Annotated in this window: 29 protein-coding genes; 15 read left to right on the forward strand and 14 right to left on the reverse strand. The window is 63.5% G+C overall.

Going from position 1 to position 26341, the window contains the following annotated elements:
• Nucleotides 1-16 precede the first annotated feature (16 nt).
• Nucleotides 17-2158 (reverse strand): sulfotransferase, encoded by a 2142-nt coding sequence (locus AC13C2_RS06780; protein ID WP_482886307.1) that lies wholly within the window; start codon nt 2156-2158, stop codon nt 17-19.
• 140 nt (nt 2159-2298) lie between these two features.
• On the opposite strand from AC13C2_RS06780, the gene AC13C2_RS06785 reads away from it, so the two are divergent.
• The 6 genes from AC13C2_RS06785 (at nt 2299) to AC13C2_RS06810 (ending at nt 7088) form a co-directional block, all read left to right on the forward strand.
• Nucleotides 2299-3060 carry a Hint domain-containing protein gene (locus tag AC13C2_RS06785; protein WP_482886308.1) on the forward strand — a complete coding sequence of 254 codons (762 nt, stop codon included), beginning with the start codon at nt 2299-2301 and terminating at the stop codon, nt 3058-3060.
• 86 nt (nt 3061-3146) lie between these two features.
• On the forward strand, nt 3147-4019 hold the full coding sequence (locus AC13C2_RS06790; RefSeq protein WP_092763998.1) for a TIGR01459 family HAD-type hydrolase: 873 nt from the start codon (nt 3147-3149) through the stop codon (nt 4017-4019).
• 106 nt (nt 4020-4125) lie between these two features.
• A complete protein-coding gene (locus tag AC13C2_RS06795) occupies nt 4126-4569 on the forward strand; it encodes a MaoC family dehydratase (protein ID WP_092763996.1) in 444 nt (147 codons plus the stop codon).
• Nucleotides 4570-4655: 86 nt separating this feature from the next.
• Nucleotides 4656-5573, forward strand: coding sequence for a bifunctional riboflavin kinase/FAD synthetase (locus AC13C2_RS06800; RefSeq protein ID WP_482886309.1), 918 nt, complete (start codon nt 4656-4658; stop codon nt 5571-5573).
• Complete coding sequence (locus AC13C2_RS06805; protein WP_092763992.1) at nt 5563-6057, forward strand: YcgN family cysteine cluster protein; 495 nt, start codon at nt 5563-5565, stop codon at nt 6055-6057. The genes AC13C2_RS06800 and AC13C2_RS06805 overlap by 11 nt, the downstream gene beginning before the upstream one ends.
• A complete protein-coding gene (locus tag AC13C2_RS06810) occupies nt 6057-7088 on the forward strand; it encodes a threonine aldolase family protein (protein ID WP_482886310.1) in 1032 nt (343 codons plus the stop codon). The genes AC13C2_RS06805 and AC13C2_RS06810 overlap by 1 nt, the downstream gene beginning before the upstream one ends.
• Nucleotides 7089-7148: 60 nt before the next feature.
• Here the strand turns inward: AC13C2_RS06810 and AC13C2_RS06815 are convergent, their stop codons facing one another.
• The gene (locus AC13C2_RS06815) at nt 7149-7418 is read right to left on the reverse strand and encodes an accessory factor UbiK family protein (RefSeq protein WP_092763990.1); all 270 of its coding nucleotides are present in this window, start codon (nt 7416-7418) and stop codon (nt 7149-7151) included.
• Between the two features lie 127 nt (nt 7419-7545).
• Between AC13C2_RS06815 and lgt the strand changes: the two genes are divergently transcribed.
• From lgt to AC13C2_RS06835, 4 genes are all read left to right on the forward strand, one after another.
• A complete protein-coding gene (gene lgt, locus AC13C2_RS06820; protein ID WP_424338100.1) occupies nt 7546-8466 on the forward strand; it encodes a prolipoprotein diacylglyceryl transferase in 921 nt (306 codons plus the stop codon).
• Nucleotides 8459-9541 carry a class I SAM-dependent methyltransferase gene (locus AC13C2_RS06825; protein ID WP_482886311.1) on the forward strand — a complete coding sequence of 361 codons (1083 nt, stop codon included), beginning with the start codon at nt 8459-8461 and terminating at the stop codon, nt 9539-9541. Before lgt ends, AC13C2_RS06825 begins: the two co-directional genes overlap by 8 nt.
• Nucleotides 9538-10302, forward strand: a complete 765-nt coding sequence (pgeF, locus tag AC13C2_RS06830) for a peptidoglycan editing factor PgeF (protein ID WP_092763988.1) — start codon at nt 9538-9540, stop codon at nt 10300-10302. The genes AC13C2_RS06825 and pgeF overlap by 4 nt, the downstream gene beginning before the upstream one ends.
• 140 nt (nt 10303-10442) lie before the next feature.
• The gene (locus tag AC13C2_RS06835; RefSeq protein ID WP_281243233.1) at nt 10443-10577 is read left to right on the forward strand and encodes a hypothetical protein; all 135 of its coding nucleotides are present in this window, start codon (nt 10443-10445) and stop codon (nt 10575-10577) included.
• A 93-nt stretch (nt 10578-10670) separates the two neighbouring features.
• Here the strand turns inward: AC13C2_RS06835 and AC13C2_RS06840 are convergent, their stop codons facing one another.
• From AC13C2_RS06840 to sseA, 5 genes are all read right to left on the reverse strand, one after another.
• On the reverse strand, nt 10671-12077 hold the full coding sequence (locus AC13C2_RS06840) for a pyridoxal phosphate-dependent decarboxylase family protein (protein WP_482886312.1): 1407 nt from the start codon (nt 12075-12077) through the stop codon (nt 10671-10673).
• Nucleotides 12074-12310, reverse strand: a complete 237-nt coding sequence (locus AC13C2_RS06845; protein WP_339644316.1) for a hypothetical protein — start codon at nt 12308-12310, stop codon at nt 12074-12076. The genes AC13C2_RS06840 and AC13C2_RS06845 overlap by 4 nt, the downstream gene beginning before the upstream one ends.
• Nucleotides 12307-13953: a thiamine pyrophosphate-binding protein gene (locus AC13C2_RS06850; RefSeq protein ID WP_482886313.1), complete on the reverse strand. Its 1647-nt coding sequence runs from the start codon at nt 13951-13953 to the stop codon at nt 12307-12309. The genes AC13C2_RS06845 and AC13C2_RS06850 overlap by 4 nt, the downstream gene beginning before the upstream one ends.
• 102 nt (nt 13954-14055) lie before the next feature.
• Nucleotides 14056-15240 (reverse strand): amino acid aminotransferase, encoded by a 1185-nt coding sequence (locus AC13C2_RS06855; protein ID WP_482886314.1) that lies wholly within the window; start codon nt 15238-15240, stop codon nt 14056-14058.
• Between the two features lie 4 nt (nt 15241-15244).
• Nucleotides 15245-16090, reverse strand: coding sequence for a 3-mercaptopyruvate sulfurtransferase (gene sseA / locus AC13C2_RS06860; RefSeq protein WP_482886315.1), 846 nt, complete (start codon nt 16088-16090; stop codon nt 15245-15247).
• 220 nt (nt 16091-16310) lie between these two features.
• On the opposite strand from sseA, the gene AC13C2_RS06865 reads away from it, so the two are divergent.
• Nucleotides 16311-16985: a 50S ribosomal protein L25/general stress protein Ctc gene (locus AC13C2_RS06865; protein WP_482886316.1), complete on the forward strand. Its 675-nt coding sequence runs from the start codon at nt 16311-16313 to the stop codon at nt 16983-16985.
• A 118-nt stretch (nt 16986-17103) separates the two neighbouring features.
• Here AC13C2_RS06865 and AC13C2_RS06870 read toward each other — a convergent pair whose 3' ends face one another.
• Nucleotides 17104-17304, reverse strand: a complete 201-nt coding sequence (locus tag AC13C2_RS06870) for a hypothetical protein (RefSeq protein WP_339644304.1) — start codon at nt 17302-17304, stop codon at nt 17104-17106.
• A gap of 182 nt (nt 17305-17486) precedes the next feature.
• Here AC13C2_RS06870 and AC13C2_RS06875 point away from each other — a divergent pair, with 182 nt between their 5' ends.
• Nucleotides 17487-18410: a LysR family transcriptional regulator gene (locus tag AC13C2_RS06875; RefSeq protein WP_482886317.1), complete on the forward strand. Its 924-nt coding sequence runs from the start codon at nt 17487-17489 to the stop codon at nt 18408-18410.
• 4 nt (nt 18411-18414) lie between these two features.
• Here the strand turns inward: AC13C2_RS06875 and AC13C2_RS06880 are convergent, their stop codons facing one another.
• From AC13C2_RS06880 to AC13C2_RS06900, 5 genes are all read right to left on the reverse strand, one after another.
• Complete coding sequence (locus AC13C2_RS06880) at nt 18415-19401, reverse strand: Gfo/Idh/MocA family protein (protein ID WP_482886318.1); 987 nt, start codon at nt 19399-19401, stop codon at nt 18415-18417.
• A 95-nt stretch (nt 19402-19496) separates the two neighbouring features.
• Nucleotides 19497-19766 carry a DksA/TraR family C4-type zinc finger protein gene (locus AC13C2_RS06885; protein WP_092763968.1) on the reverse strand — a complete coding sequence of 90 codons (270 nt, stop codon included), beginning with the start codon at nt 19764-19766 and terminating at the stop codon, nt 19497-19499.
• 50 nt (nt 19767-19816) lie between these two features.
• A complete protein-coding gene (locus AC13C2_RS06890; protein ID WP_339644295.1) occupies nt 19817-20170 on the reverse strand; it encodes a DUF1428 domain-containing protein in 354 nt (117 codons plus the stop codon).
• A gap of 99 nt (nt 20171-20269) precedes the next feature.
• The gene (rpoH, locus tag AC13C2_RS06895) at nt 20270-21166 is read right to left on the reverse strand and encodes an RNA polymerase sigma factor RpoH (RefSeq protein WP_092763964.1); all 897 of its coding nucleotides are present in this window, start codon (nt 21164-21166) and stop codon (nt 20270-20272) included.
• A 332-nt stretch (nt 21167-21498) separates the two neighbouring features.
• Nucleotides 21499-22479, reverse strand: coding sequence for an RluA family pseudouridine synthase (locus AC13C2_RS06900; protein ID WP_092763962.1), 981 nt, complete (start codon nt 22477-22479; stop codon nt 21499-21501).
• Between the two features lie 43 nt (nt 22480-22522).
• Here AC13C2_RS06900 and AC13C2_RS06905 point away from each other — a divergent pair, with 43 nt between their 5' ends.
• Entirely contained in the window at nt 22523-22822 is a 300-nt protein-coding gene (locus tag AC13C2_RS06905; RefSeq protein WP_245737628.1) for a DUF6476 family protein, read from the forward strand.
• Nucleotides 22823-22861: 39 nt separating this feature from the next.
• Here AC13C2_RS06905 and AC13C2_RS06910 read toward each other — a convergent pair whose 3' ends face one another.
• Nucleotides 22862-23458, reverse strand: a complete 597-nt coding sequence (locus tag AC13C2_RS06910; protein ID WP_482886319.1) for a LysE family translocator — start codon at nt 23456-23458, stop codon at nt 22862-22864.
• A gap of 72 nt (nt 23459-23530) precedes the next feature.
• Here AC13C2_RS06910 and AC13C2_RS06915 point away from each other — a divergent pair, with 72 nt between their 5' ends.
• The gene (locus tag AC13C2_RS06915; RefSeq protein WP_092763960.1) at nt 23531-23983 is read left to right on the forward strand and encodes an Lrp/AsnC family transcriptional regulator; all 453 of its coding nucleotides are present in this window, start codon (nt 23531-23533) and stop codon (nt 23981-23983) included.
• A gap of 322 nt (nt 23984-24305) precedes the next feature.
• Nucleotides 24306-26201 (forward strand): PhoX family protein, encoded by a 1896-nt coding sequence (locus AC13C2_RS06920; protein WP_482886320.1) that lies wholly within the window; start codon nt 24306-24308, stop codon nt 26199-26201.
• The last annotated feature ends 140 nt before the right edge of the window (nt 26202-26341 follow it).

The following is a 26341-nucleotide window of genomic DNA, read 5'->3' on the forward strand; positions in this document are numbered from 1 at the left end:
ACCTGGGGCCCGCAGGTCAGTCAGGCGGCAGCAGCCCTTTTGCATCCAGTGCAGCGATCAGTTCGGCGATTTCCTCCGCGCTGCGCTTCCATCCGCCGCTGGACGATTTGTAGAGCGGCTGTCGGACCTGCGCGAAGCTGAGGGTCTGGACCCGGCCCGCATGTTCGTTGAACGACATCACCCGCTCATTCCACTCCAGGTCGAGATACTCCAGCAGCGCGCGCACCTGCTCCTCAGGGTTTTGCAGAAGGGCGTCGTAGTCGATGCGATGATATGCGTCCGGCAGGTCTCTCTGCCAGATGTTCATGGCATCGCGAAACATCTCGACCTGATCGGCGATTGCGGGCTGACTTGCGGCGTAGCGATGCGTGCCTTCGCGGAAATGGTTGCGCCAGATCGACAGCCCCATGTCACGCGGATCGCGCGTTACCACGACGACCTTCGCACGCGGCAGGATCGCCTGAATCAGGCCGATATCCATGAAGGTGAAGATCGACTTGTCGGTCAGGTGGTGACCGTCCGGCGTCTGACCGGCGGCGTGACAGGCCGCGTCGGCATAAGCGTCACCTGCTGCCGTAAGATCGGCCTCGGTCGGGGTCCCGCCTTCCGCCAGAAGCCTGGCCAATGGCATGATACTGCGTCGGACCACGCCCAGTTCACCCCCGGCGGCTACCATGGGGTGGGCCGAGATAATCGCCTCGACCAGCGTAGTGCCCGACCGGGGCAGGCCGGTGACGAAGATCGGCGCGGCCTCGGAGGTGCTGCGGACACCGGACGCCAGCGCCGCGCGCAGGATCGGCCATTCGCGGTCGGTGCTGGTTTCCTGCCGCTCGCGCAACTGCCGCACGTCGTATGGAAAGGTCCGCAACATCGAGGCGTTGGCGGATGCAAGATGCGCGGCGGCGGCAGCGGGGTCCGAAGATTGCAATACGCGGGCCAACGCGTAATCCAGCTGACGGCGGAGCTGAGGTCCGATCTCTTTGCGCGCAAGCACATCTTTCATTACGATGACCGCCGGATCGTCCTCCGAAAGTTTCGTGCCATAGGCCAGGGCCCGCGCAGCGGAACCCTCGGTCGGGTCGGCAGCCATTGCCGCGCGAAGGTCCGCTTCCGCCGCGGTCATGTCGCCCAGTGTCTGGCGCAATTGTCCGCGCCCTGCCAAAGCCGCCGCATCGGTCGGGTGCCTGGCGATCAGGGCATCATAAACCGCCAGCGATTCGTCCAGCTGCCCATCGGTGCTGAGCGTACGGGCCAGCAGAATATCGTATTCGGTCGACGCTTTGCTACGCCTTCGCGCGTAGTCGATTGCATCGCGATGACGCCCGACCTGCATCGCCGTTTCAGCGGCAAGCGCCAATACGGCATCGCTGTTCGGATCGACACGCAGGGCCTGCTCGGCGATGGCCATCGCCCTGTCGGCCAACCCGGCCTGAAGCACGATCCGTCCGTAGACCAGTTGCGCAGACGTCAGACGCGGTGCGATCTGTGCGGCCCGCCGCGCCTCGACCAGGGCCTTCACGACTTCGGTTTCCATGGCAAGCGAATGGACGAGACCCAGACGCAGGTCGACGGCATAGGGTTCCAGCACGATACCTTGCCGAAACGCCTCGGCCGCGGACGCGAACTTGCCCGCATCGGCCCGGGCCTGCGCGACGATTCCCCAGATCACCGCCCCCGCCCGCGCTTTCAGGATCGGTGCGGCCCTGGTTTCGACCGCGCGCAGGTTGCCCCCGGCCGCAGCCTTGCCCAATGCCGCAAGGTCGGCCCTGGTCGCACCTCCGGTGCCCTGCGCCTTGGCCCCCTGCCCCTTCGCCGCCGTCTGCAACATTTTCAGCAAAGCCTGCGGCAGCCCGGCCTTCCGGGCCCGTTTCAAGATCTGATTTCCCTGACCGTGGCGCGATTCCGAGATCGCGAGTTCCATCCACAGGATCGGTTCTTTCGGAGCCAGCGTCAGACATCGCTCGAACGCCAGCCGTGCTGCCCCCGCATTTTCGAGCATGGATTCGGATCGGGCCAGTTGCAGCCATGCCTCGGCGGAATTGGGCGAGGATTTGGTCAAGGTCCGCAAAAGCGCGCGCGCGCTTGTCGGACGCTCGGCTTCGATTGCTTTGCGTACGGCGGCGAGCTGCTGTGCGAGGGGCGCTGTCTGATTGGTCATGGCCCCGCCTACCATGGAGATTCCCGCTCCAAAAGACATTGGGAAACCGATTGTTTCAGGCTGCACCGTAGATATACCGATCAAAACCGATTAGAACCGATGCCAGCGGTGGGGACTGCTAACGCCAGGACGGCCCCGTCATGTCTGCCTATCAACGGCTTCCTTCAACCTCGTTCAGCCCTGTTCCGGGGACCCACGACACCATTGACGGGCCCGATCACCGGACATTGGCAAGCTATGACCTGTCTTGGATCGATACTCGCGGCCTTGCCACGTGGGACCGTCGCGCACTTCCCGATACTCCCGAAATCGAGGCCGCCGTCTCTAGTTTCGCGCGCGGTGCCCTTTTGCGCGGCATTCGCGGTCCTGTCCCGATCGAGGATCTGATTCCCGGTGACCGCGTTGCCGTGCGCGGCGGCGGCACGGCACAGATCGACTGGATCGGATCGCGCAGCTATGACGCAGGGGCAGAGCGACCGATGTTCTTTCGTGTTGCGGCCCATGCCTTCGGCGCGTCCGGCCCGGATCACGATGTCCTGCTGGGGGCACATGCAAATATCCTGATCGACAGTCCGCGCTGCCACAAACTGGTCGGCGGATTGCAGGCTTTCGCCCCGATCCGTGCCTTCGAGGATGGCCACTCCATCACCGCCATCGTGCCACAGGGCGAGGTGACGGTATACGGCATCGCCTGTTCAGGTCAGGAAGCCATCTTGGTCGGGAACCTGCCGGTCGAAAGTTATCACCCCGCCCGCGCCACCGGGCGCAATCTGACGCGCACGATGTTATCCGACATGGGGAAACTGTTCCCGCAGACCGCGTCCGGTGCAGGGTTTGATGCACCGCGCATCCCGTATCTGACCGTCTCCGAAGCACAGGGCCTGGCGATGACAGGGGTCTGAGTGCGCACCGTCAATCGCGACTGCTGGACCCTGCCCCCGCGTCCTGTAGGTAGGGGTCGATTGACCCCCACTGCCGAGGCCGCGACATGCAGATCATTCAGTCCCTTTCACAGGTCTCCGGCCAGTATCAGGCATTGTTTGTCGATCTCTGGGGTTGCGTCCACGATGGCGTGCGCGCGATTCCCGGCGCGGTCGAGGCGCTGACGGCCTATCGTCGCGCCGGAGGCAGGGTCGTTCTGGTCACCAATTCACCCCGGCCCCGCGAAGGTGTGGCCAAACAGATCGCGGGCTTCGGTGTGCCGGAAGATGCCTATGACGCCATTGCGACCTCCGGCGATTCAGCCCGGCTGGCGCTGTTTCGGGGCGCTGTGGGGTCCAGGGTCTGGCATCTGGGCCCCGATCACGACCTCGGGTTCTTTGAGCCGCCGGCGATTCTCTCCGACCCGATGACTATCACCCGCGTTCCGCTGGATCAGGCCGAGGGCGTTGTCTGCACCGGCCCCTTCGACCCGCAGGCCGACCCGTCGGTCATGCGACCCGAGTTTCTGGCAGCGAAGACACGCGGCCTGAAGCTGCTCTGCGCGAACCCGGATATCGTCGTTGACCGGGGCGAGGTTCGGGAGTGGTGTGCCGGCGCACTGGCAGAACTTTATTCCGAAATGGGGGGTGAGAGTCTGTATTTCGGCAAACCGCATCCGCCGATCTACGATTTGGCGCGACGACGGCTGGCGGCAGTCGCCGATGTGCCAGACAGCGCGATCCTGGCCATCGGTGACGGACCGTTGACTGATGCGGCGGGCGCAATGGGCGAAGACCTGGACCTTTTGTTCATCTCGGGGGGACTGGGTGCCGCAGAAACGGGAACGGCCCCAGGCGGAAGTCCCGATCCTGCGAAATTGGAGGTATATCTGGCCGAAACAGGTATCGTTCCGACCTATGTGATCGGAACGTTGCGGTAATATAAGTCCTATTTATGCAACTTTTGTGAAGTATTATTACTTATGATGTTGCCGCGATGCGGCATTGCCGTATATGTTGCGTATGACGAATTTCGGAGGACGCCCCATGCTCGACAACGCCCCGCGCGGCTCGATCTGCATCGAGGATATCGAAATCGGCATGTCCCGCAGCCTGCGGAAGGTCATCACCGACCGCGATATCGAATTGTTCGCTGAAGTTTCAACCGATCATAACCCGGTGCATCTGGACGACGATTACGCCCGAGACACGATATTCGAAGGTCGCATTGCCCATGGCATGCTGACTGCCGGGCTGATTTCAGCGGTCATCGGGGAACAACTGCCCGGCCACGGCACTGTCTATCTGGGACAGACGCTCAAGTTTCTGGCTCCGGTCCGTCCCGGCGACATGGTCGAAGCAGTGGTGACGGTCGTGGACATGGACCTTGGCAAACGCCGCGTTACGATGGAAACGCACTGCGCCATCGACGGCAGGAAAGTCCTGAAGGGAGAGGCCGTCGTGCTGGCCCCGTCGCGCAAGTTCGACTGATTACGATACCCGTCAACGTGTCGAAATAACATCGCGAGCGGGCCGCCCGCTTGCACCGCCTGAACGGGCGGGCTAGCCCGGCGGTCATGCGGATTTTCCGGACCCATCACGACATTCCCGCCGACGCGCGCGGTGCATCGGCTGCGGTGGGTAATTTCGATGGCGTGCACCGCGGGCATCAGCACGTGCTTGACCTTGCCCGACGCGACGCACCGCTGGGCGTCGTCACGTTCGAGCCGCATCCCCGGCAGGTCTTCGCCCCCGGCGGCGCGCCCTTCCGTCTGATGTCGTCCGAGGCGCGGTCCAACCGGTTGGCGAAACTGGGCGTTGATCTGCTGTTCGAACTGCCGTTTCCCGCCATCGCCCCTCTCACCGCCGAGGTTTTCATGGCCGATGTGCTGGCGAATGGTTTGGGTCTGTCGCATGTCGTCACCGGGGCGGATTTCCGGTTCGGAAAGGGCCGTGCGGGCGATGTTGTGGCCCTGCGCGACGGCGGCGAACGGCTTGGCTTCGATGTGACCATTGCCGATCTGTTGGGCGGTGATGCACCGGTGTCGTCCACTGCCATCCGCAGCGCCCTGACCGAGGGTCGTCCGCGTGACGCCGCCGAGTTGCTGGGCCACTGGCACCGGATCGAAGGCCCCGTCCTGCACGGCGCAAAACGCGGGCGCGATCTTGGCTATCCGACCGCCAACCTGTCGGTCGACGGGCTGCACCTGCCGAAACTGGGTGTCTATGCCGTGCTGGTCGACGTGCTGGAAGGACCGAAGGCGGGGGCATATCACGGCGTCTCTTCGCTTGGTGTGCGACCGATGTTCGGCGAAAATACCCCGAATATCGAAACATTCCTGTTCGATTTCGACGGTGATCTTTACGACCGCCACATCTCGGTCGGGCTGGTCGACTATCTGCGCCCGGAATTGAATTTCGACGGACTGCCCGCGCTGATCGCCCAGATGAAGGCCGACGCCGATCGTGCAAAAGCGATGCTGAATGCCCTCTGACCCTCGTTCCGACCCTATCGATCGCGACGGACTGCGGCCCGCCTTCTGGAGGCGCGCGCTGACCGACCTGACCCAAAAGGAATGGGAAGCGCTTTGCGATGGCTGCGGCAAGTGCTGTCTTAACAAACTGGAAGACGAAGAAACGGGCGAAGTCGCCCTGACCCGCATCGCCTGCCGCCTGTTCGACGACCGCACCTGCAGATGCTCCAACTACGACCTGCGGCTTCTGCATGTCCCTGAATGCGTCGTGCTGACCCCTGCGACGCTGCCGAAGGCGGCCTATTTCATGCCCGAGACCTGCGCCTATCGCCGCCTGCATGAAGGTCGTGAATTGCCCGCCTGGCATCCACTTCTGACCGGCGACCCGATGTCACCACACAAAGCGGGCGCGTCCTTGATAGACGAGACAGTGAACGAAACGCTGGTCCCCGACGATGACGATTGGGAGGATTTTGTGATCGAGGAGCCGTTGGGAGGCGCGTGATGAACCTGAACTTTGCTTCCGACAACACCGGCCCGGTGGCCCCCGCGATCATGGATGCCATCCTTGCCGCCAACACCGGTGCGGCGATGCCCTATGGCAACGACCCCTGGATGCCCGGCGTGCGCGATGCACTCCGCACCCTGTTCGACTGGCCAGAAGCCGAGGTCCTGCTCGTCGCGACCGGCACCGGGGCCAACGCGCTGGCGCTGGCCGGTCTGGTGAACCCCTGGGACGCGGTGCTGTGCCACCGGATCGCGCATATCGAAGAAGACGAATGCGGTGCGCCCGAGTTCTTTACCGGCGGCGCGAAGCTGGTGCTGGTCGATGGGGCCGACGGTCGCATCGACGCAGACGCGCTGGCCGCACAGATCGGGCGCACAGGTGTATCCTTGCACAACGTCCAGAAAGGCGCGCTCAGCCTGACCAACGTGACCGAGGCCGGAACGCTCTATACGTTGGACCAATTGCGCGACCTGACCACGATGGCCCGCAACGGCGGCTTCGCCACTCATCTGGACGGGGCGCGCTTTGCCAACGCATGTGCTGCGTTGGCATGTTCCGCGGCGGATATGGTGCGCGGCTTCGATATGGTCAGTTTTGGCGGCACCAAGAACGGCTGTATGGCAGTTGAGGCCATTGTAATACGCGACCCGGCCCGGCACCGCGAAATGGAACTGCGGCGCAAGCGCGGCGCGCAACTATGGTCGAAGCATCGTTATCTGTCGGTGCAGATGATGGCCTATCTGGCCGATGACCTGTGGCTGAAGAACGCCCGCGCATCCAACGCCGCATGCGCGCGACTGGCCACCGGCCTGCGCGATCTTGGCGCGATGATGGAGTGGGAGCCGCAGGCGAACATGATCTTCGCCCGTCTGCCCCGCGCGACCCACGACCGGGCGTTGAACAAGGCAGATTATTATCTGATGGACGAAGCCGATGATGCTGCGGGCGGGCCGCTGTGCCGTCTGGTCTGCGACTTTACCAAGACGAACGCCGAGGTCGACGCCCTGCTGACCCTGTTCGCAGGCTGAACATTACCTCTTGGCAGGAACATCTCCGCCGAAGGCTCCGCGTCTGACCCGGTACGAAGCTCAGCTTTTTTTGGCTGTGGTCTTTTTCGCCCCGGTTCCTTCCATCGCGTCCAGACGAGCCTTCAACGCGTCATTTTCTTCGCGGGCTTTCTGGGCCATGGCACGTACGGCGTCGAATTCCTCGCGCGTGACGAAATCGCGGTCTGCCATCCAGCGGTCCAGCAATGATTTCATCGCTGTCTCGGCTTCAGACTTCGCGCCCTGCGCCACGCCCATCGCGTTGGTCATCAACTGACCGATGTCATCCATAAAACGGTTGCGGGTCTGCATAATCTGGGTCTCCGGGTTTGCTGCGATTCATATGGGGTCATCGCGTCGAAGTCTCAAGATCTGCGCTTCACCAGCCCGTGATCGCAAAGGGATTGACGGGATTGCAGGGGGCAGGCATTGCGACCCCATGAATAACATGGTCATCACATTCCCGAACATTTCGCCCGATATCTTCCGTGTTTCGATCGCCGGATTCGAAATTGCGCCGAAATGGTATGCCGCCGCCTATATCCTCGGCATCGTCGGCGGCTGGTTGATGGCGCGCTGGCTTGTGATGCGCCCCGCTCTCTGGCGCGGAGGCAAATCGCCGATGACGCCGTTGCAGGTCGAAGACGTGATGACCTGGGTTACGCTGGCTATCGTTCTGGGCGGGCGCCTGGGATACGTGATCTTTTATCAACCCGGCTATTACCTGGCGAACCCGGCGGAAATTCTGGCCGTCTGGGAGGGCGGCATGTCATTCCACGGTGGCCTGATCGGGACAGGACTGGCGATAATATTCTTCGCAAGACGCCACGGAATTCCAATCCGGTCGATCCTGGATATCGGGGCCCTCGCCACGCCGCTTGGACTTGGACTGGGCCGGCTGGCCAACTTCGTCAACGCAGAACTCTGGGGCCGTCCCAGCGACCTGCCCTGGGCCGTGGTCTTTCCGGGCAGCGCCGCGCAGGCCTGCTCCAACGTCGGAGAGCTTTGCGCCCGGCACCCCAGCCAGATCTATGAGGCGATTCTGGAAGGCGTCATTCTGCTGGTCGTGCTTTGGGTGATCGCGCTTCGGGGCGGGCTGAAAATTCCCGGCATGATCTGCGGCATTTTCCTGGCCGGCTATGGCTTCGCGCGCATCTTCGTCGAATATTTCCGGCAGGCGGATGCACAGTATATCACGCCGGACAATCCACTGGGGTATGTCGTCAGCCTGGGCGACTACGGCATGACAATGGGTCAGGTTCTATCCCTGCCGATGGTGATCGTGGGTCTGGGCGCCGCCTGGCTGGCGCTGCGCGCGGCGCGGTCGGACGCGGCACAGTCCGACAAGGCGCGTGCCTGACGCACATCGCCTGCGCGACCTTCTGATCGGGCGTATCCGCGCAACCGGACCGCTGACCATCGCCGACTATATGGCCGATTGTCTTCTGCACCCGTCGCTGGGATATTATTCCACCCGCGATCCCTTTGGCACGGGCGGCGATTTCATCACCGCGCCGGAAATCAGTCAGATGTTCGGCGAGATGCTGGGCCTGTGTCTGGCGCAGGTCTGGATCGACCAGGGCCGTCCGAAACTCTTCTCGCTGGTTGAACTTGGGCCGGGCCGGGGGACGTTGATGGCGGACGTTCTGCGCGCCACGCGCGCTGTTCCCGGATTCGTCACAGCGGCCCGCGTCCATCTGGTCGAAGCGTCCGAAACGCTGAGACAGATTCAGGCCGACACGCTATTCGGGCACGATGTCACATGGCACGGCACCGTGAACGATCTGCCCGATCTTCCGACATTTCTTCTTGCCAACGAATTTCTTGACGCCCTGCCGGTCCGCCAGCATGTCCGCGATGGAAATACATGGCGCGAGCGGCTGGTGACCGAAACCGAAGGTGCGCTGTCCTTTGCCCTGGGTCCCGCCATGCCGGTGCCGGAATTGAATTATCACAACGTTCCCGCCCCCCTGCCCGACGGTACTCTGGTCGAACGCTGCCCTGCCCTGCCAGGCATTGTCGGCACGGTGGCGTCGCGGGTGGCAAGGGGCGGGACCGCGATCTTCATTGACTACGGCCACTGGCGCAGTCGCGGCGACACGCTACAGGCGCTGCGCAACCATACGCCCGAAGATCCACTGGCCAACCCCGGTCAGGCCGATCTGACCGCGCATGTCGATTTCGAGGCTATCGCCCGTGCCACACCGGCAAGTCTATGCAGCGTCAGCGCAATGATATCTCAAGGGGTCATTCTTGAACGGCTTGGCATCACTGCGCGGGCGCAGGCGCTTGCCCAATCAATGGGCGGCGCGCGACTGAACGCGCATGTCGCGGCCCATCGGCGCTTGACCCACCCATCCGACATGGGCGACCTATTCAAGGCAATGGCGCTGCTTCCAGTCGGTGCCGCCCTGCCACCGGGATTCGATCGATGACATTGGAAGCCCTTCAGGCCGACATCCTTGGCCCTGTCGCCCACGGGTTCTTTACCCGGCATGGCGGCGCATCGTCCGGCATTTTCGAAGGGCTGAACTGCGGCACCGGATCAAGCGATCAGACCGAAGCTGTGCAGATCAACCGCGCCCGCGTGGCCGAAGCCATGGGCGGGCCCCTGCACAGTGTGCATCAGGTTCATTCGGCAGATGTCATCGTCATCGACGGCCCGCTCTGCGATGCAACAGACGAAACCGGGGCGCCGCGCCGCGCCGATGCGCTGGTGACGGCCGTGCCGGGTCAGGTGTTGACGGTCCTGACCGCCGATTGCCAGCCGGTGCTGTTCCATGACTCCGAATCGGGCGTCGTCGGGGCTGCGCATGCCGGATGGAAAGGTGCCCTTGATGGCATCCTCGAAGCGACGATCGAGGCGATGGAGGGGCTGGGCGCGATCCGGCCGAACATTCGCGCGGCCATCGGCCCGTCGATCAGCCAGCGTGCCTATGAAGTCGGCCCGGAATTTCCGGACCCCTTCCTTGACGCTGACGCCGAGGCGGGACGGTTCTTTGCGAACGGAGAAGGCGACCGATACCTGTTCGACCTGCCCGCCTATGGGTTGTGGCGGCTGCGCCGGGCCGGGGTGCAGGCGGAATGGACCGGGCATTGTACCTATTCCGACCCCGCACGCTTCTACTCCTATCGCCGCACGACCCATGCGGGTGAGGCGGATTACGGGCGTCTGATCGCTGCTATCCGGCTCTGACAGTCATTGTCGCCGCGGCGTCGCGCCGTGCGCGCCTCTTTTCGCCACAATCAAGCCGCCGAAAGACCCGGATCGGGTCCAATCGCCGCCCTCTGCCGTCTGCATAAAGTGTTAACGCCGACAACGCCGGAGGGCACGATATGTCACGACAGACCTGGATGGATCGCACCATCGAAGCCGCCCGCATCGCCGACGTGCGTCTGCCATGGTCGCGCAAGCCAGCGCCTGTGCCGACCCCCGCTCAACAGCCTGCCGCGATCCGCGCCAAGGTCTGATCGGTTTTCAGTTTGGCCGGGCGTGTCGAGAAATCCACGCGCGGTCGAAACCGGACGCGGCCTGTCTGCCAACGGGGCCGCGTCCGACGAATTTCAGGCGTCGCGCGCCGCTGCCTCCAGCGCCCGCACCGCCGCTTCCACATCCGCCGTCGTCGTCCGGTGGTTCACGATCGCTGCCCGCAGGCAACTGGTCCCGTCGACGATCGTCGTCGAAAACACGGCCTCTCCCGACAATTGCAACTGCGCCGCCAGCGCCAACGCCTCTCCCTGCAGGGGACGGATCACACATAGGTTGGAAACCACCGGCGCAGCCAGCTCCAGCACGTCTGACGCCTGGGCCAGGTCGCCCATATGCGCCGCCTGTCGGCAGTTGTCCGTGATCTGTGCGCCCAACGCGTCCACTCCCAAGCCCTCGACCGTGGCCCAGACCTTCAGTGCCGAGAAACTGCGTGACAGCTCCAGACCGTAATCGGTCGCCCACCAGTCGCCACCTGCCAGCCCGTCGGCCCCGGCGGCCAGATACTCGGGCCGTTCACGGAAGGTCGCCAGATGCAGCGTCTCGTCCCGGATCAGCACCGCTCCGGCGGAATAGGGCACCGCCATCCACTTGTGAAAATCCATCGCCACGCTGTCGGCCCGCTCGATACCCTTTGACAGGTCGCGCCAAGGCGCATCGGCCAGCCGGGTCCAGAACCCGAATGCAGCGTCGCAGTGCAGCCACATCTCCTCGTCTCGGGCCACGTCGGCCAGTGCATTGAGGTCGTCATAAGTGCCAAGGTTCACAGACCCGACTGTACCCACCACCGCCAGCGGGTGTCGCCCCGCAGTGCGGTCGGCGGCGATGGCGGCACGCAGGGCGTCCACATCCATCCGACCCATTGGCGCGGGCACCTGCACGATGGCCGCAGCCCCGTGGCCCATCACCTCCAGCGCCTTCTTGACGCAGGAATGGCCGCCTGCTGCAATATAGACGCGCATTTCAGGCAAAGCTGCCAGACCGTCAGCCCGGACTGACGGAAAGCCGCGCATCCGCGCACATGACAGCGCAAGGATCGTCGCCTGTGACGTGCCTGACGTCATCAGACCGGACCCGTCCTGCCATCCGGCAATATCATGCAGCCATTTGATGACGGCACGCTCCACCTCGGCTCCGCCCTGGTCGCGCCCTCCCATGTTGGCGTTCATGGTGGCTGCCACCATCTCGGCGGCGACGCCGGTCGCGGAGCCTGTCCCGTGCACCCAGCCCCAGAATCGCGGATGCGTGTTTCCGGTGGCATGCGGCATGATGTCGGTGGCGATCCGGTCGAACAGGTCAGTGGTCGGCATACCCCGACCGGTGATCGCGACCCGCGCCGCCATGTCCTCGGGCGGGGCCTGCCACGGCAACTCGCGCGCCGCGCGCAGGCGGGCTACGCAGGCCGAGGCGACACGGTGCAGGTCCGCCTCGAACGCCGACCAGTCGGTCGGGTCCAGACGATGGCCCTCGGATGTGTCGGTCATGGTTTATTCTCCAGAAGGCGAGTCTTGGTCGCGGCGAGGCGCGTGTCGTAATCCTCGGCCAGAGTATCGGGCAGACGGCGCTCCAACTCGGCTTCGAGATCATAGAGCGCCTGCGCCTCGACCTGATCCAGACCAGATGCTTGCAGCGCCTCGGGCGTCAGCTTGACCAGGGCTTCGAACAGCACTTCGGCCTCGTCACGGATCATTGTCAGGGTCAGATGCAGGGCGGTCATCGCGCCACCGCCGCGGCCAGATCCGACAATGACGCTCCTGTGGTCAGCATGTCCGGGTCCAGCTTCAGTTCGATCACCGCCACTGTGCCGCAGGCCATCGCCGCCTTCAGCGCGGCGGCGAATTCATCCTGCGTCTCAACCGTCCAGCCCTGCCCGCCATAGGCACGGGACAGTGCGGCAAAATCGGGGTTTGCCAGATCGGTGCCCGACACGCGCCCCGGATAGTGGCGTTCCTGATGCATGCGGATGGTGCCGTAACGTCCATTGTTGGCGACGATCACAACTGGCGTGGCCCCATGCTGGATCGCCGTTGACATCTCGTTGCAGGTCATCTGGAAACAGCCGTCGCCTGCCAGACAGATTACCGGCGTGCCGGGCCTTTCGATGGATGCCGCGATGGCCGCAGGAAAGCCGTAACCCATGCTTCCGGACGTCGGCGCCAACTGCGTTCCATAGCGGCGCCAGCGATAATAACGGTGCAGGAAGGCGGCGTAGTTCCCCGCCCCGTTGGTCAGAACGGCATCGTCGGGCAGGGTCGCGTCCAGATGTTCGATCACCTGTTCCAGTTTGACCGCGCCGGGCGTTTCCTTCGGCTGAATCCACTGTTCGTAGTCGGCGCGCGCGGTCGCCTGAATATCGTGCCAGCCCGGCAGAACGTCGTCGCGGGCCGCAAGCGCCGCGATCACGTCGGGTGCACGTGCCTGAATGGCAACGTCAGCCGACCAGACCCGGTTCAGCTCTCCGGCGTCGGGATGAATGTGGATCAACGCGGGGGCGTCCCGCACCGGGTCCAGCACCTCATATCCGCCGGTGGCGATATCGCCCAGCCGGGTGCCCAGCGCGACAATCAGGTCGGCGTCCTTCAGCCGCGCCATCAGCTTGGGGTTCGGCCCGACATTCAGGTCGCCGACATAGGCGGGCGAGTGATTGTCGATGTAGTCCTGCCGCCGGAACGTGACCGCGACGGGCAAGCCGTGCCGATCCGCCCAAATGGCCAGATCATTTGCCGTCTCTGCTGACCATCCGGGGCCGCCCGCGACGATCAGCGGGCGTTCGGCCACCCGCAACCGGTCGATAACCTGCGTCAGGTCCGGCACTGCCGGGCGGGGCACCACGATCTCGGGGCGGTCCGGCACATCGGCCACGTCCGACAGCATATCTTCCGGCAGGGCCAGCACCACGGGTCCGGGCCGACCGGACTGAGCGACCGAAAAGGCGCGCGCGATGTATTCGGGCAGGCGGTCGGTCTGATCGACCTCGGCGACCCATTTGACCAGCCCGCCGAACAACGCGCGATAGTCCACCTCCTGAAAGGCCTCCCGGTCGCGATGGTGACGCGCGATCTGGCCCACGAAACAAATCACCGGCGTCGAATCCTGCATAGCGATATGCAGGCCCGCACTGGCGTTCGTGGCACCGGGTCCGCGCGTCACGAAGACTACACCGGGGCGGCCAGTCAGCTTGGCCGTCGCTTCGGCCATCATCGCGGCACCGCCCTCCTGACGGCAGACAATATTCTGGATACCACTGTCATGCAGGCCGTCCAGTGCGGCAAGGAAGCTCTCGCCCGGCACCGAAAACACGCGGCGTACGCCTTGCAGGCTCAGTTGGGCTGCAAGGATCTGGCCTCCGTGGCGGGTCATTTGCATCTCCGGATTAGGGTTGTCGCAGATGAACCGCAAAGCGGCACCTGTGTCCACCGAAGTCCAATAACGCCGGCGTCGATGCCCTGCCCGCAAAGGTCGTCAGACACCCGCCGCCACGATCGCATCGGCCAGCAGCGGCACCGTCCGATCATTCAGGCCCGCGATATTGATGCGCGAATCGCCAACCATGTAGATGCCATGGTCGCGGCGCATCACCTCGACCTGATCGGGCGTTGCGCCCAGCAGGGAAAACATCCCCCGATGCGCCGCCAGAAAGCCGAAGCGGTCGGACCCGACACGGTCGCGCAACGCCGTGGCCAGGGCTTCGCGCAGACCCAGCATGCCGGAGCGGACGTCCTCCAATTCGGCGGCCCAATCGGCGCGCAGGGCATCGTCGGTCAGAATTGTCGTCACGACACGGGCGCCATGATCAGGCGGGAAGCTGAAGTTCAGACGGTTCAGTGTGGACATGGCCCCCTGCGTGACCTTCAGTTTGTCCGCCGAGGGGGCGATGGCCATCAACAGCCCTGTGCGTTCGCGGTAAATGCCGAAGTTCTTGGAACAGGATGCGGCGATCAACGCCTCCGGCACTTTCGCCAGCAGCGCGCGCATCCCGGCCGCATCGGCATCCAACCCGTCGCCAAACCCCTGATAGGCGATATCGACGAAGGGGATCAGCCCGCGCACGATCAGCAGATCGGCCACTGTTTTCCACTGGTCCAGCGTCAGGTTCGCGCCGGTCGGGTTGTGGCAGCACCCGTGCAACATCACCACGTCGCCCGCATCGGCGCGGCCCAGATCGTCCATCATCGCATCGAAGTCGACGCCGCCGGTGTCCGTTTCGAAATACCGGTATTCGGCAACCGTAATCCCCAGATACTTGGCGATCGCCGGGTGGTTCGGCCAAGTCGGCATCGACAGCCACAGCTTGGCATCGGGCGAGGCCATGCGCACCAATTCCAACCCCTGCCGGATTGCACCGGTGCCGCCGGGCGTGGCGACGCTGGCCAGGCGGTCGACGGGCTTGTCGGCGCCCAGCACCAGCGTCGACAGCGCGTCGGCAAAGGCCGGATCGCCCGCAAGGCCGGTATAGACCTTGGTGTCCTGCGTCTCGACCAATTGCCGTTCGGCGGATTTAACGGCGCGCATCACCGGGGTCAGGCCGGTCGCGTCCTTATAGACGCCGACGCCCAGATCGATCTTAGTGTCGCGCGGATCTTCGCGGTAAGCTGCCATCAGCGCCAGAATCTTGTCGGGGGCCTGTGCGGTCAAAGCGTTCAGCATCTTCTCAGCCTCTTTCGATTTTCAGATCGGGATACATGCCCCATTCGGCCCAACTGCCGTCATAGAGCGAATGGTCGCCATGCTCCAGACGGGTCAGGCCCAGGTTTACAATCGCCGCCGTCACACCGCTGCCGCACGATGTGATGACAGGCTTGTCCAGATCGACCCCGGCGGCAATGAAGACCTGTGCCAGATCGGCACCGTCCTTCATTGTTCCGTCCGCAGCAAACAGCGTCTTCCACGGCACGTTCTTCGATCCGGGAATGTGGCCCGCGCGCAGGCCGGCGCGCGGTTCTGCCTCGTCGCCGCGAAACCTCGGCGCGGCACGGGCATCGACGATCTGCGCGTGGCCAAGCTTGGCGGCCTGCGCGACCTGCGTGACGTCGCGCATCAGATCGGGGTTGCGGGTGACGGTCATGTGACGGTCGCGAATGTTGGGAAGGTCAGATGTCACCAGACGCCCCTCGGCCCGCCATTTGGGCAGACCGCCATCGAGGACCGCGGCGCGCTGACCGAACAGGCGGAACAGCCACCACAGCCGCGCCGCCGAAAAAATTCCGTAGCCGTCGTAAATCACGACTGTATGACCGTCGCCCACGCCCATCTTGCGCATCCGGGACATGAACTTTTCGACCGGTGGAGCCATGTGCGGCAGAGCACTGCGCCCATCGCTGACGTTATCCAGATCGACGAAGCGCGCGCCGGGGATATGCGCCTGGCCATATTCTTCGAACGGATCGCGGTTCATATCGGGCAGATACCAAGACGCATCTAGGATCCGCAGATCGGGCGAAGTCAGCCGCTGCGCCAACCATCGGGTCGAGACTAGTGTTGCGGGATCATCGATCATGGCGAAGGCTCCTTCCACACGCGGCATTAGACCTGCCTGTTGATGCACGCAACGTAGCAGATGAAATCCGGGCGGCATTTGACGCTGCAAAAAATCGACCAAAGCACATCACAACAGGTCGCCGGGGCTTGCCTTGCCGCGACACCCACTCTAAAGGGCGGCTCTTCACGACCCGGGCGGACACCCTTGGAGGCCGCCCACAGACATATTGGAGTTTATCATGGCTGGAGAGATTCCGGATCTCGTGGCACATGCCCGGACGGGGACAGGCAAGGGGGCCGCTCGTCAATCGCGCCGCAACGGGATGGTCCCGGGCGTAGTCTATGGTGGCGGTCAAGACCCCCTCCCCATCGAAATCCCCTTCAACGAACTGCTCAAGAAGCTGAAGGCCGGTCGCTTCCGCGCCACGCTCTGGAACCTGAAGGTCGAGGGACAGGAAGACGTGCGCGTCATTGCCCGCGATGTTCAGCGCGACGTGGTCAAAGATCTGCCGACGCACCTGGACCTGATGCGCCTGCGCCGCACGTCCAAGGTGAACCTGTTCATTCCCGTCGTGTTCGAGAATGTCGAAGGTTGCCCCGGTGACAAGCTGGGCGGCGTGCTGACAGTCGTTCGTCCGGAAGTCGAGCTGCGGGTTACCGCAGGCGATATTCCCGACCACCTGACAGTCGATTGCTCGGGCATGGAGATCGGCGATACGGTGCACATCTCGGATGTAGAGATGCCAAAAGGCTCGAAGCCGACGATCGAGCGGGACTTCGTTCTGGCCAACATGCAGGCACCTACGGTGATGGGTTCGTCCAAGGACGAGGACGAGGACGAGGTCGTCGAGACCGAAGTCATCAACCAGAATGCCGAGACTGTCGAAGGCGAAGACAAAGACGACAAGAAGTAATCCGTTTTTTCGGACCGGACATGATTTGGGCGCGGAAGGGAACCCCTCCGCGCCCTTTCTCGTTCAGGCGGCCTCCCCTCCGCCGAAACGAATGGTCGAATAATCTCCCGACAGGGTCTTAGTTCGTGCCTCCGGGGATGGCCGCCTTGCCCCCACGAACGACCAGCTTGCCAGCGCCGACGCCGGTTTTCACGACGGTCTTTCCCGCAAACAGCGTGGTGTCCACAGTTCGGTCCACGACCTTTTCAGTAGAGCAGGCGGACAGGGTGATCGCGGCGGCAAAGACGGCGGCGACAATCTTGATAGGCTTCGAGAACATGGCAGTATTCCTTTCATGCTGCGCCGTCTTGTTTTCAGACTTGGGCGGACGGGCGGCGCACTGTCCGGGCCGGGACGAAGCGCGTGTTCGCGCCGTCCTGATGCCCCTATTTAGGAGGCCGCTTCACATAAGAAAAACGAATAAGAATTGCGCTTAGCGCGATAAATGCTCATACATGAGCTATGGATATCGCCCTCATCCGCACCTTTCTCACCGTCGCCGATACGGGCAGTTTCGTAAACGCCTCGGCCCGCCTGTTCGTCACCCAATCCGCAGTCAGCCTGCGTGTGCAGCGGCTTGAGGACAATCTTGGAAAGGTACTGTTCCTGCGCTCCAAGGCGGGCGTCGAATTGACCTCTGCGGGGCGCGCGTTCGAACAATATGCCCTCAGCATGATCAAACTCTGGGAGGAAGCGCGCCAGCAGGTCGGCGTGCCGCAGGGTTTCACGAGTTCACTTATTATCGGGGCGCAGTACTCGCTTTGGCCGCGCCTAGGGTTCCGATGGCTGGATGCATTGCAGGCCGCCCGCCCTACCCTCGCGTTGCGCGCCGAAATGGGAATGCCCGACCGCCTGACCCGCTTTCTGATCGAGGGTGTCGTGCAGGCCACTCTGACATATATCGCGCAGCAACGCCCGGGCCTGACCGTCGTCCCGGTGATGGAGGACGAGCTGCTTTTGCTGTCTTCCTTCCCGGTCGACGACATTGGTGGGATCGGCGACGCCTATGTCTACACTGATTGGGGACCCGAATTCACACAGGCCCATGCGGTCAGCCTGCCCGACATGACCAACGCAGGCTTAACGCTGAAGCTTGAGGCGCTCGGCGTAGAGTATATCGTCAACCGACGCGCCGCCGCCTACGTTCCCGCAAGGTCCGCAAAGCGTCACCTCGATGCAGGGCGACTGCACCTGGTGCCTGGAGCGCCGGTCTTTCCCTATCCTGTCTGGGCAGTATTCCGCGACGATCTGCCCGATGACATCAGGCAGATCGCGCTGGAAACACTTACCCGCGTCGCAGATCAGGCCGAAGACGCGCAAGACGATGTGATGCAGGCCCTCGCCCGGATCAGCGAAGACGACATATCGAGGCTGGGCGACGATTGAGCCGTCAGCTTACCGGCCGGTCGCCCGCAGCCGCATAGGCCATATCGATCACTTTTTGCGTCCCGCGCGCATCTTCCAGAGTCCACGGAAATGCGGCCTCTCCCCGGACGGCGGCGGCAAACGCCTCGACCTGCAGGACGTATTGATCGACGCCCGGCCAGCTTCGCGTGTGGGTCACGCCGTCACGCCCGCGCCATTCCACCCGTGCCTCGCCGAAACGGGCGGCGTTATAGGGCGCGGTCAGGCGGATCAGCCCCGCCTCACCGTGGAACAGCACGAATTGCTCGGGCAAAAGACGCATCGAATTGACCCAATGCGCGGTAAAGTCCGGAAACCTTGCAGACACGCGCGCAAGCACGTCACAGCCGTCTTCCCAGTCGAGATCCGCATGGGTGATCGCGTCAGGCTCCGCCCCCGTCGCCCAGCGGGTCGAACCGAAAGTATAGACACCGATATCGGGCAGGATACCGCCGCCGGTCGCAGCCCGGTTGCGGATATTCGCAAGGTCGCCGGAATTGTCATAGGTGAACACCGCCTCGACATGACGCAACCGCCCGACCACACCATCGGCCAGCAGCTCGCGGACCAGATGCCACTGCGGATGATGCACGATCATATAGGCCTCGGCTGCGATCAACCCGGTCCGGTCGCGCGCCGCGATCAGCGGCGCAATATCATCCGCGTGCATCGCGACGGGCTTTTCCACCAGCACATGCTTGCCAGCATCCAACGCCTTCAGGCCCCACTCGATGTGCATCGTATGCGGCAGCGGCACATAGACGGCATCGATCTGCGGGTCGGCCAGCAACGCATCATAGCTGTCGTGAATGCGCAAACCGGGCACGAGGTCGGCAAAGGGCGCGGCCTTATCCGGTGACCGGGTGGCCAGCGCCGACAGGACATTGCCGCGCGCCGCGTGGATCGCCGGTGCCATATCGCGTTGCGCAAAATTCGAGGCCCCCAGAATGCCCCATCGGATCGCATCGTTCATCGGTGTGCCCTCGCGCGCATTTAATCGGTACGACGCTCATACCGTCAGGACAGCGTGCTGTCACTTTCGACGCGCAGGTCCCTCAAAGGGAACGTTCACTTTAACTGGCTGTCCTTGCTTCCGCGCCGGTTGATGCCACCGCGAGGTGCATTCCGCGTATCGCGCTGACCCGCGCAGTCGATGCAGAGCTTGACCCCGGGCAGCGCGTCTCGCCGCGCTTCGGGGATCGGCTCTTCGCAGTCGGCGCAATGCGTCAGGCTCTGGCCCGAAGGTTGCTTCCGGGCCCGCATCCGCGCCAACTCATCGGAGATCGAGGCTTCGATCTGTTCGGCAACCGCACCGTCTTTCGCCCATCCTCCTGCCATGCCATCCCCTCCTCATCCATGAAGTATATATAATTCTGCCTGACACGACGTCAGGCGCGAACCGTCATCAGCGGCCGAAAACCGCCGTAGATCATCCGGCTGCCATCGAAGGGCATGTCGGACATATCCTCATTATCCTCCATCATCCTGGCCCAGGCAGCGTCGCGCACGGATTTGTCGGGCCATTCGATCCACGAGAAGACGACCACTTCGTCGTCCTTGCACTGCACTGCCATCGGGAAGGACGTAACCTTGCCGTCTGGCACATCGTCGGCCCATGTCTCGACCATCGAAACAGCACCCGAAGGTTTGAACATCTTGTCCCAGGCGTCCTGCGCATGAGCGACATAGGCGTCCTTGTTGGCTTGCGGCACGGCCGCGACGAACCCGTCGAAATAGCTCATAGTGACCTCCTTTGATATGCCCTGATCCTAGCACGAAAACGGGCCGCCTCCGATCAGGAAACGGCCCGCTTGAAAGAACAGAAAAGGTTTGTGGCCGGGTCAGGCCGGAACCATTCCCTTTTCCCGCGCCAGTTCCCGCACCCGGCTCGACAACTTTTCGAATGCGCGGACTTCGATCTGGCGGATACGCTCGCGGCTGACGTTATATTTGCCGGACAGATCTTCCAGCGTGACGGTTTCTTCGTTCAGTCGGCGCTGGGTCAGGATGTCCTTTTCGCGGTCGTTCAACACGTCCATCGCGTCGGTCATAAGGCTGATGCGGCTGTCGTATTCGTCCTTCTCGGCGTAATCGCCGGCCTGGTCCGCGCTGTCGTCGGCCAGCCAGTCCTGCCACTGGGTCGAGCCTTCGCCGTCCGATCCGACCGTCACATTCAGCGAAGCATCGCCGCCCGACATGCGTCGGTTCATCGACGTCACCTCGGCTTCGGTCACGCCCAGGTCGGTGGCGATACGCTTGACGTTTTCGGGACGCAGATCGCCCTCTTCCAGCGCGCCGATACGGTTCTTGGCCTTGCGCAGGTTGAAGAACAGTTTTTTCTGCGCGGACGTCGTGCCCAGTTTGACCATAGACCAGGACCGCAGGACGTATTCCTGAATCGCAGCGCGAATCCACCACATGGCATAGGTCGCCAGACGGAAGCCCTTCTCCGGATCGAATTTCTTGACCGCCTGCATAAGTCCCACATTCGCCTCGGAAATCACCTCGGCTTGCGGTAGGCCATAGCCGCGATATCCCATCGCGATCTTGGCGGCGAGACGCAGGTGCGACGTCACCATCTGATGAGCGGCTTCTGTATCGCCCTCTTCGACCCAGCGCTTGGCAAGCATGTATTCCTGCTCCGGTTCCAGCATCGGAAACTTGCGTATTTCCTGAAGGTAACGGTTCAACCCGGCTTCGGGGTTGGGTGCCGGAAGGTTGGCGTATGTGGCGGCCATGTCTGGTCTCCCTAATGTTAACAGGCTTAACACCCCGTTTATCTGGATGTGGGGTCGGCCTGTCGGGACTTCAAGTTCGGGCTGGTCACGGGACGGTGATGCCGCCCCCGGACCAAGGGAATAGGTGTTTAGCATGCGTCGTGCCGGTGCGACAGGGCTGGAACGGCGGGGGGTCTGTGCTGCTTCGCACGACAAACGTAAAAAATGCGTCAACCGTTCCTTGCGGCAGGGAGGCCACCCGCCGCGATAGCCTGTGCCGCCTGGGAAAACCGCCATGCACCCCCCGTACACCCCCCGTACACCCCCCGTGCAGACGGGGCGTGCAGACGGTTTCAGGCCTTCAGCGCCTTCAGCAGCCCTGCCATGTCGTCTGGCAAATCCGATGTGAAGCGCATTGCCGAACCCGTCACGGGGTGGTCGAAGCCCAGCGTTTCCGCGTGCAGGGCCTGACGCGGGAACGCCGCGACAACCTCCGCCGCCGGGTGGTCGCGGGGCAGCCTGCGCGATCCGCCATAGGTCGGGTCGCCGATCAGGCCGTGCCCGGCATGGGCCAGATGTACCCTGATCTGATGCGTGCGCCCGGTTTCCAGCCAGCATTCGACGAGGGCCGCCCCGGCGAAAGCCTGTATGGTTCGGGCACGGGTCACGGCGTGACGACCGCCCTCCCAGCAGACGGCCTGCCGCTGGCGGTCGGTACGGTGCCGCGCCAGCCGGGTGGTGATCTTGAGGATGTCCCCTTCCTCCCAACTCACGCCCCTTGTGCCGCGCAAACGCGGGTCGCCTGCATTCGGGACGCCGTGACAAACGGCAAGATAGCGGCGTTCCACGCTGTGCGCCTCGAACTGTGCGGCCAGACCATGATGCGCGGCATCGGACTTGGCGACCACCAGAAGGCCCGAGGTCTCCTTGTCGATGCGGTGGACGATACCGGGGCGTTTCTCGCCGCCGACCCCCGAGAGCGCGCCGCCGAAATGATGCAGCAACGCGTTGACCAGCGTGCCACCGGGCGATCCCGGTGCGGGGTGCACGACCATGCCCGCAGGTTTGTCGACAACGATCAGATCGGCGTCTTCATGCACGATGGTGAGCGGTATATCCTCGGCCCGCGTTTCGGGATCGTCGGCCATCGGCACTGTCACGACGATCTGCGCGCCCCACTCCACCTTGTCACGCGCGCGCGCCACGCGCCCGTCGACGGTTATCCGCCCCTCCTCCAGCAGGCGGGCGAGGCGGGAGCGGGACAGATGTGCCTCGGCTGGCACGTCGCGGGCAATTGCCTTATCGAGACGCGACGGCGGATCGGCCGCAATCATGAAGGTGACGGTCGTGGCGGAAACGGACGTGGAGGAAATGGGCGTGTCGGACACTGAAAACTCCGTTGATCCCCGGTTGCCGCCGGACCTGCGCTTTCTGAAGGCACTGGTGACGGTTCTGACCGGCGTGATGATCGCCGGGCTGATAACGGTCGTGGCACTGCTTGTCACGCGGCTGCCGGGCAAGGCGATCACAATACCCGACCAACTGGCGGTGCCCGGGGACGCCAGCATCGTCGCGGTAACCCAGGCCCCGAGCTTCTGGCTGGCCACGACCGACGACAATCGCGTTCTGATCTTCAACCCGGACGGCAGTTTTCGCCGGGACCTGCCGCTGAACTGACGTCTTTGCACGGCAAATATTCCCGCCGGAGGCCCTGCGTCACAACAGGGGAGCGACCGAGGGCCAGAGCGATGCGACCAGCAAGACCGCCATCGTCCAGTTGAACGCGCGAAGCCGTGCCGGCGAGGTCAGGAACCGGCGTATTTCCCGCCCCAGAACCGTCCAGCTTGCGATGCAGGGAAGGCTCAGCGCACCGAACGTGCCCGCGACGATCGCCGCCGACAAGACACCGCACGATGCGTAGAGCGTGATCGCGGTCAGCGCCATCGTCCAGGCTTTCGGATTCACCCACTGAAACGCGGCGGCCTGCAGAAACGTCAGCGGCGTGCCCCCGGCATCGCCACCTTCAGGGGCCGCGGCGTGCGCGATCTTCCACGCCAGAACCAACAGGTATCCGACCGACAGCACGATCAGGACGACCCTTGCCCCGGGCACGCGCCCGAATACCTGTCCCAGCCCCAGCCCGACCAGAAGGATCATGAAAGTGAATCCGAAGGTGATGCCCAGAAGATGCGGCATCGTTCGCGCCAGCCCGAAGTTCGCGCCCGATGCCATGACCATCATGTTGTTTGGACCCGGCGTGATCGTGGAAACGAAAGCAAAGCCCGCGAGGGCAAGGAGAATCTCTAGGCTCATGATCTGAAATTCGCCGATTTTACACGGGATGTCCTTGCGAAATGCGCGCGGCAGCAGCATGTTTCGCAAGGTATGACCGATATTGACGAAATCGACGGCAAAATCTTGCGCGCCTTGAGGCGTGATGGCCGGATCACCAATCAGGCGCTGGCGGGTCTTGTGGGCCTGTCGCCCTCGGCGACCCTGCGCCGGGTGCAGACGATGGAAGCGGTCGGATTGATCCGTGGGTATCGCGCCGTTATCGACCCCGAGAAGGCCGGGATCGGCTTTACCGCCTATATCACGGTCGGTCTGAACGATCATACCAAGTCCGGACAAGAATCCTTCGAGCGCGCCGTGGCGCAGGCCCCTCTGGTCCGCGAATGTCATAACATCACAGGCAATGTCGAATACCTGCTGCGGGTCGAGGCGTCGGACCTGATCGCCTACAAGCATTTCCACACCGAGGTTCTGGGCGTGCTGCCGCAGGTGGCGCGGCTGACGACTTATGTCGTCATGGGCAGTCCGAAGGACGAACGGGCGTAACCGGACGCCGACACGCGGAGGCGAACCGGGGCCATATCCTGCATGCCGAACGCTGCCTTTCGGGTGGTCGGGTCAGCGACCGGGTGGCGGGGATCGCCCTGCCCCCCGCCGCGAGACGGGAAGGGCCACACCGATGATGACGCGAGGCCGGGCGCGGATCGGTTTGCCCGGCATGGACCTGCGGCAATCCGCCCGAAGACCGGGCTGCACCGTCAACAGACTGTCACGAATCTCTTTTAGTGGAGATGCTGGAACAACGGGCGGAACGGTCCATGCCGGGCCAGCTTCCGTTGTTTTACCCATTTTCAGAGAGAGAGCGATCATGACCGACCTTAGCCATCTCAGCGCCGACGATTGGGACGAAATCAAATTTCCGCGCCCCGACACGAACGAATTCGATGATGTCGTCGAGCGCGCCCTGTCGCGCCGCGGTTTCCTGTCGGGTGTCGTCGCCTTCGGGTCCGGCGCGGCAGTGATGGGCACCGGCGTCGGCAGCCTGCTGTCGACCACTTCGGCCGCGCGCGCCGACGCCCATGCGGCAAATTTCGCCTTCGACGGCATCCCGATCCAGACGGACGCCACGATCCACGTTCCCGAAGGCTACGACTGGAACGTGCTGGCCCGGTGGGGCGACCCGCTGTTTTCCGATGCAGAGCCGTTCGACCCGGTCAACGGTATCCCCGTCGCATCTTCCGACAGGGTGTTTGGCGAAAATACCGACGGCATGGAACTCTTCGCGGTCGACGGCAAGCAGCTGATCGCCGTGAACCACGAATATCCCAACATCGACACCAACCTGCCGAACAAGGGCGAGAACGGCTTCACCGCCGATGACGTGACCCTGTTGCAGAACATACAGGGCGTTACCGTCATGGAAGTGGCCGAAGGTGCGGACGGCTGGGAAATCGTGATCGACAGCCCCTACAATCGTCGCATCCATCACAACACGCCAATGACCTTCGCGGGGCCCGCCGCCGGTCATGACATGTTAAAGACATCGGCCGATCCTGACGGCATGACGGTGCTTGGCACGATGAACAACTGCGGATCGGGCATCACACCGTGGGGCACCTATTTGACCTGCGAAGAGAATTTCAACGGCTATTTCGGCGTCGCAGATCCGGAAGCGGAATTCTCGGCCAGCGAAGGCTTCGCGCGCTATGGTGTGGGGGCAGAAGGCCGCTATGGCTACGAGCTGCACCAGGCACGGTTCGACGTCTCCAGGGAACCGAACGAGCCGAACCGTTTCGGATGGGTCGTCGAAATCGACCCGGCGAACCCGGACAGCACCCCGGTCAAGCGCACTGCGATGGGCCGTTTCAAGCATGAGAACGCCGAAGTGGTCATCGCAGCCAGCGGGCAGGTCGTGGTTTACCTGGGCGACGACGAACGGGGCGAGTACCTCTATAAATATGTCTCGAACGGCACCTATACCGAAGGCGGCTCGACCGAGGGCCTGCTGGACGACGGCAAACTGTTCGTCGCCAGCTTCAACGACGACATGACCGGCACCTGGCTGGAGCTGACGCCCGAGGCGACGGGCATGGATGCGGGCGAGATCCTGATCCATACGCGCATGGCCGCCTCTGCCGTCGGGGGCACAACGATGGACCGGCCCGAATGGGTCGCCGTGAACCCGGTCGCCGCACAGGCCTATGTGTCGCTCACCAACAACAAGAACCGCGGCATCAAGGCGAATGCCGGTGGCGACGAGACCCCGGTGAACGGTCCCAACCCGCGCGAGGCCAACAACTACGGCCAGATCGTACGCTGGATGCCCGATGGCGACGACCATGCCGCACCCGGCTTTGCCTGGGACCTGTTCGTGATGGCCGGAAACCCGACCAATCAGGATGGTCTCTACAAAGGCTCGGACAACGTGAATTCAGGCAACCTGTTCAACTCGCCCGATGGCATGCAGATCGACACGACAGGGACGGTGTGGATCCAGACGGACGGCGACGACAGCAACGAAGATGAGTTCGACGGCATGGGCAACAACCAGATGCTGGCGGGCGATCCGGCAAGCGGCGAGATCCGCCGCTTCCTGACAGGTCCGAACGGGTCGGAAGTGACCGGCCTGACGTGGTCGAGCGATCTCAGGACAATGTTCGTCGGCATCCAGCACCCCGGTGCGCCCTTCCCCGATGGTCAGGGCTCACTGCCCCGGTCGACCGTCGTGACGATCAAGCGGTCGGACGGCGCGGCGGTCGGCTGACGCGCAGGTTACGGCGGTCCGGCTGTTCCCCCCAGCCAGACCGCCGGTAGGGCCGGCATTTGCCCGACATCCCCCCGGCCCATTGCGAAGGGGCGCCCCGAAGGGTGCCCCTTCTGCCTTCCTGCAGAGTCAGTCATGTC

Source organism: Jannaschia sp. L-14R (assembly GCF_056857695.1).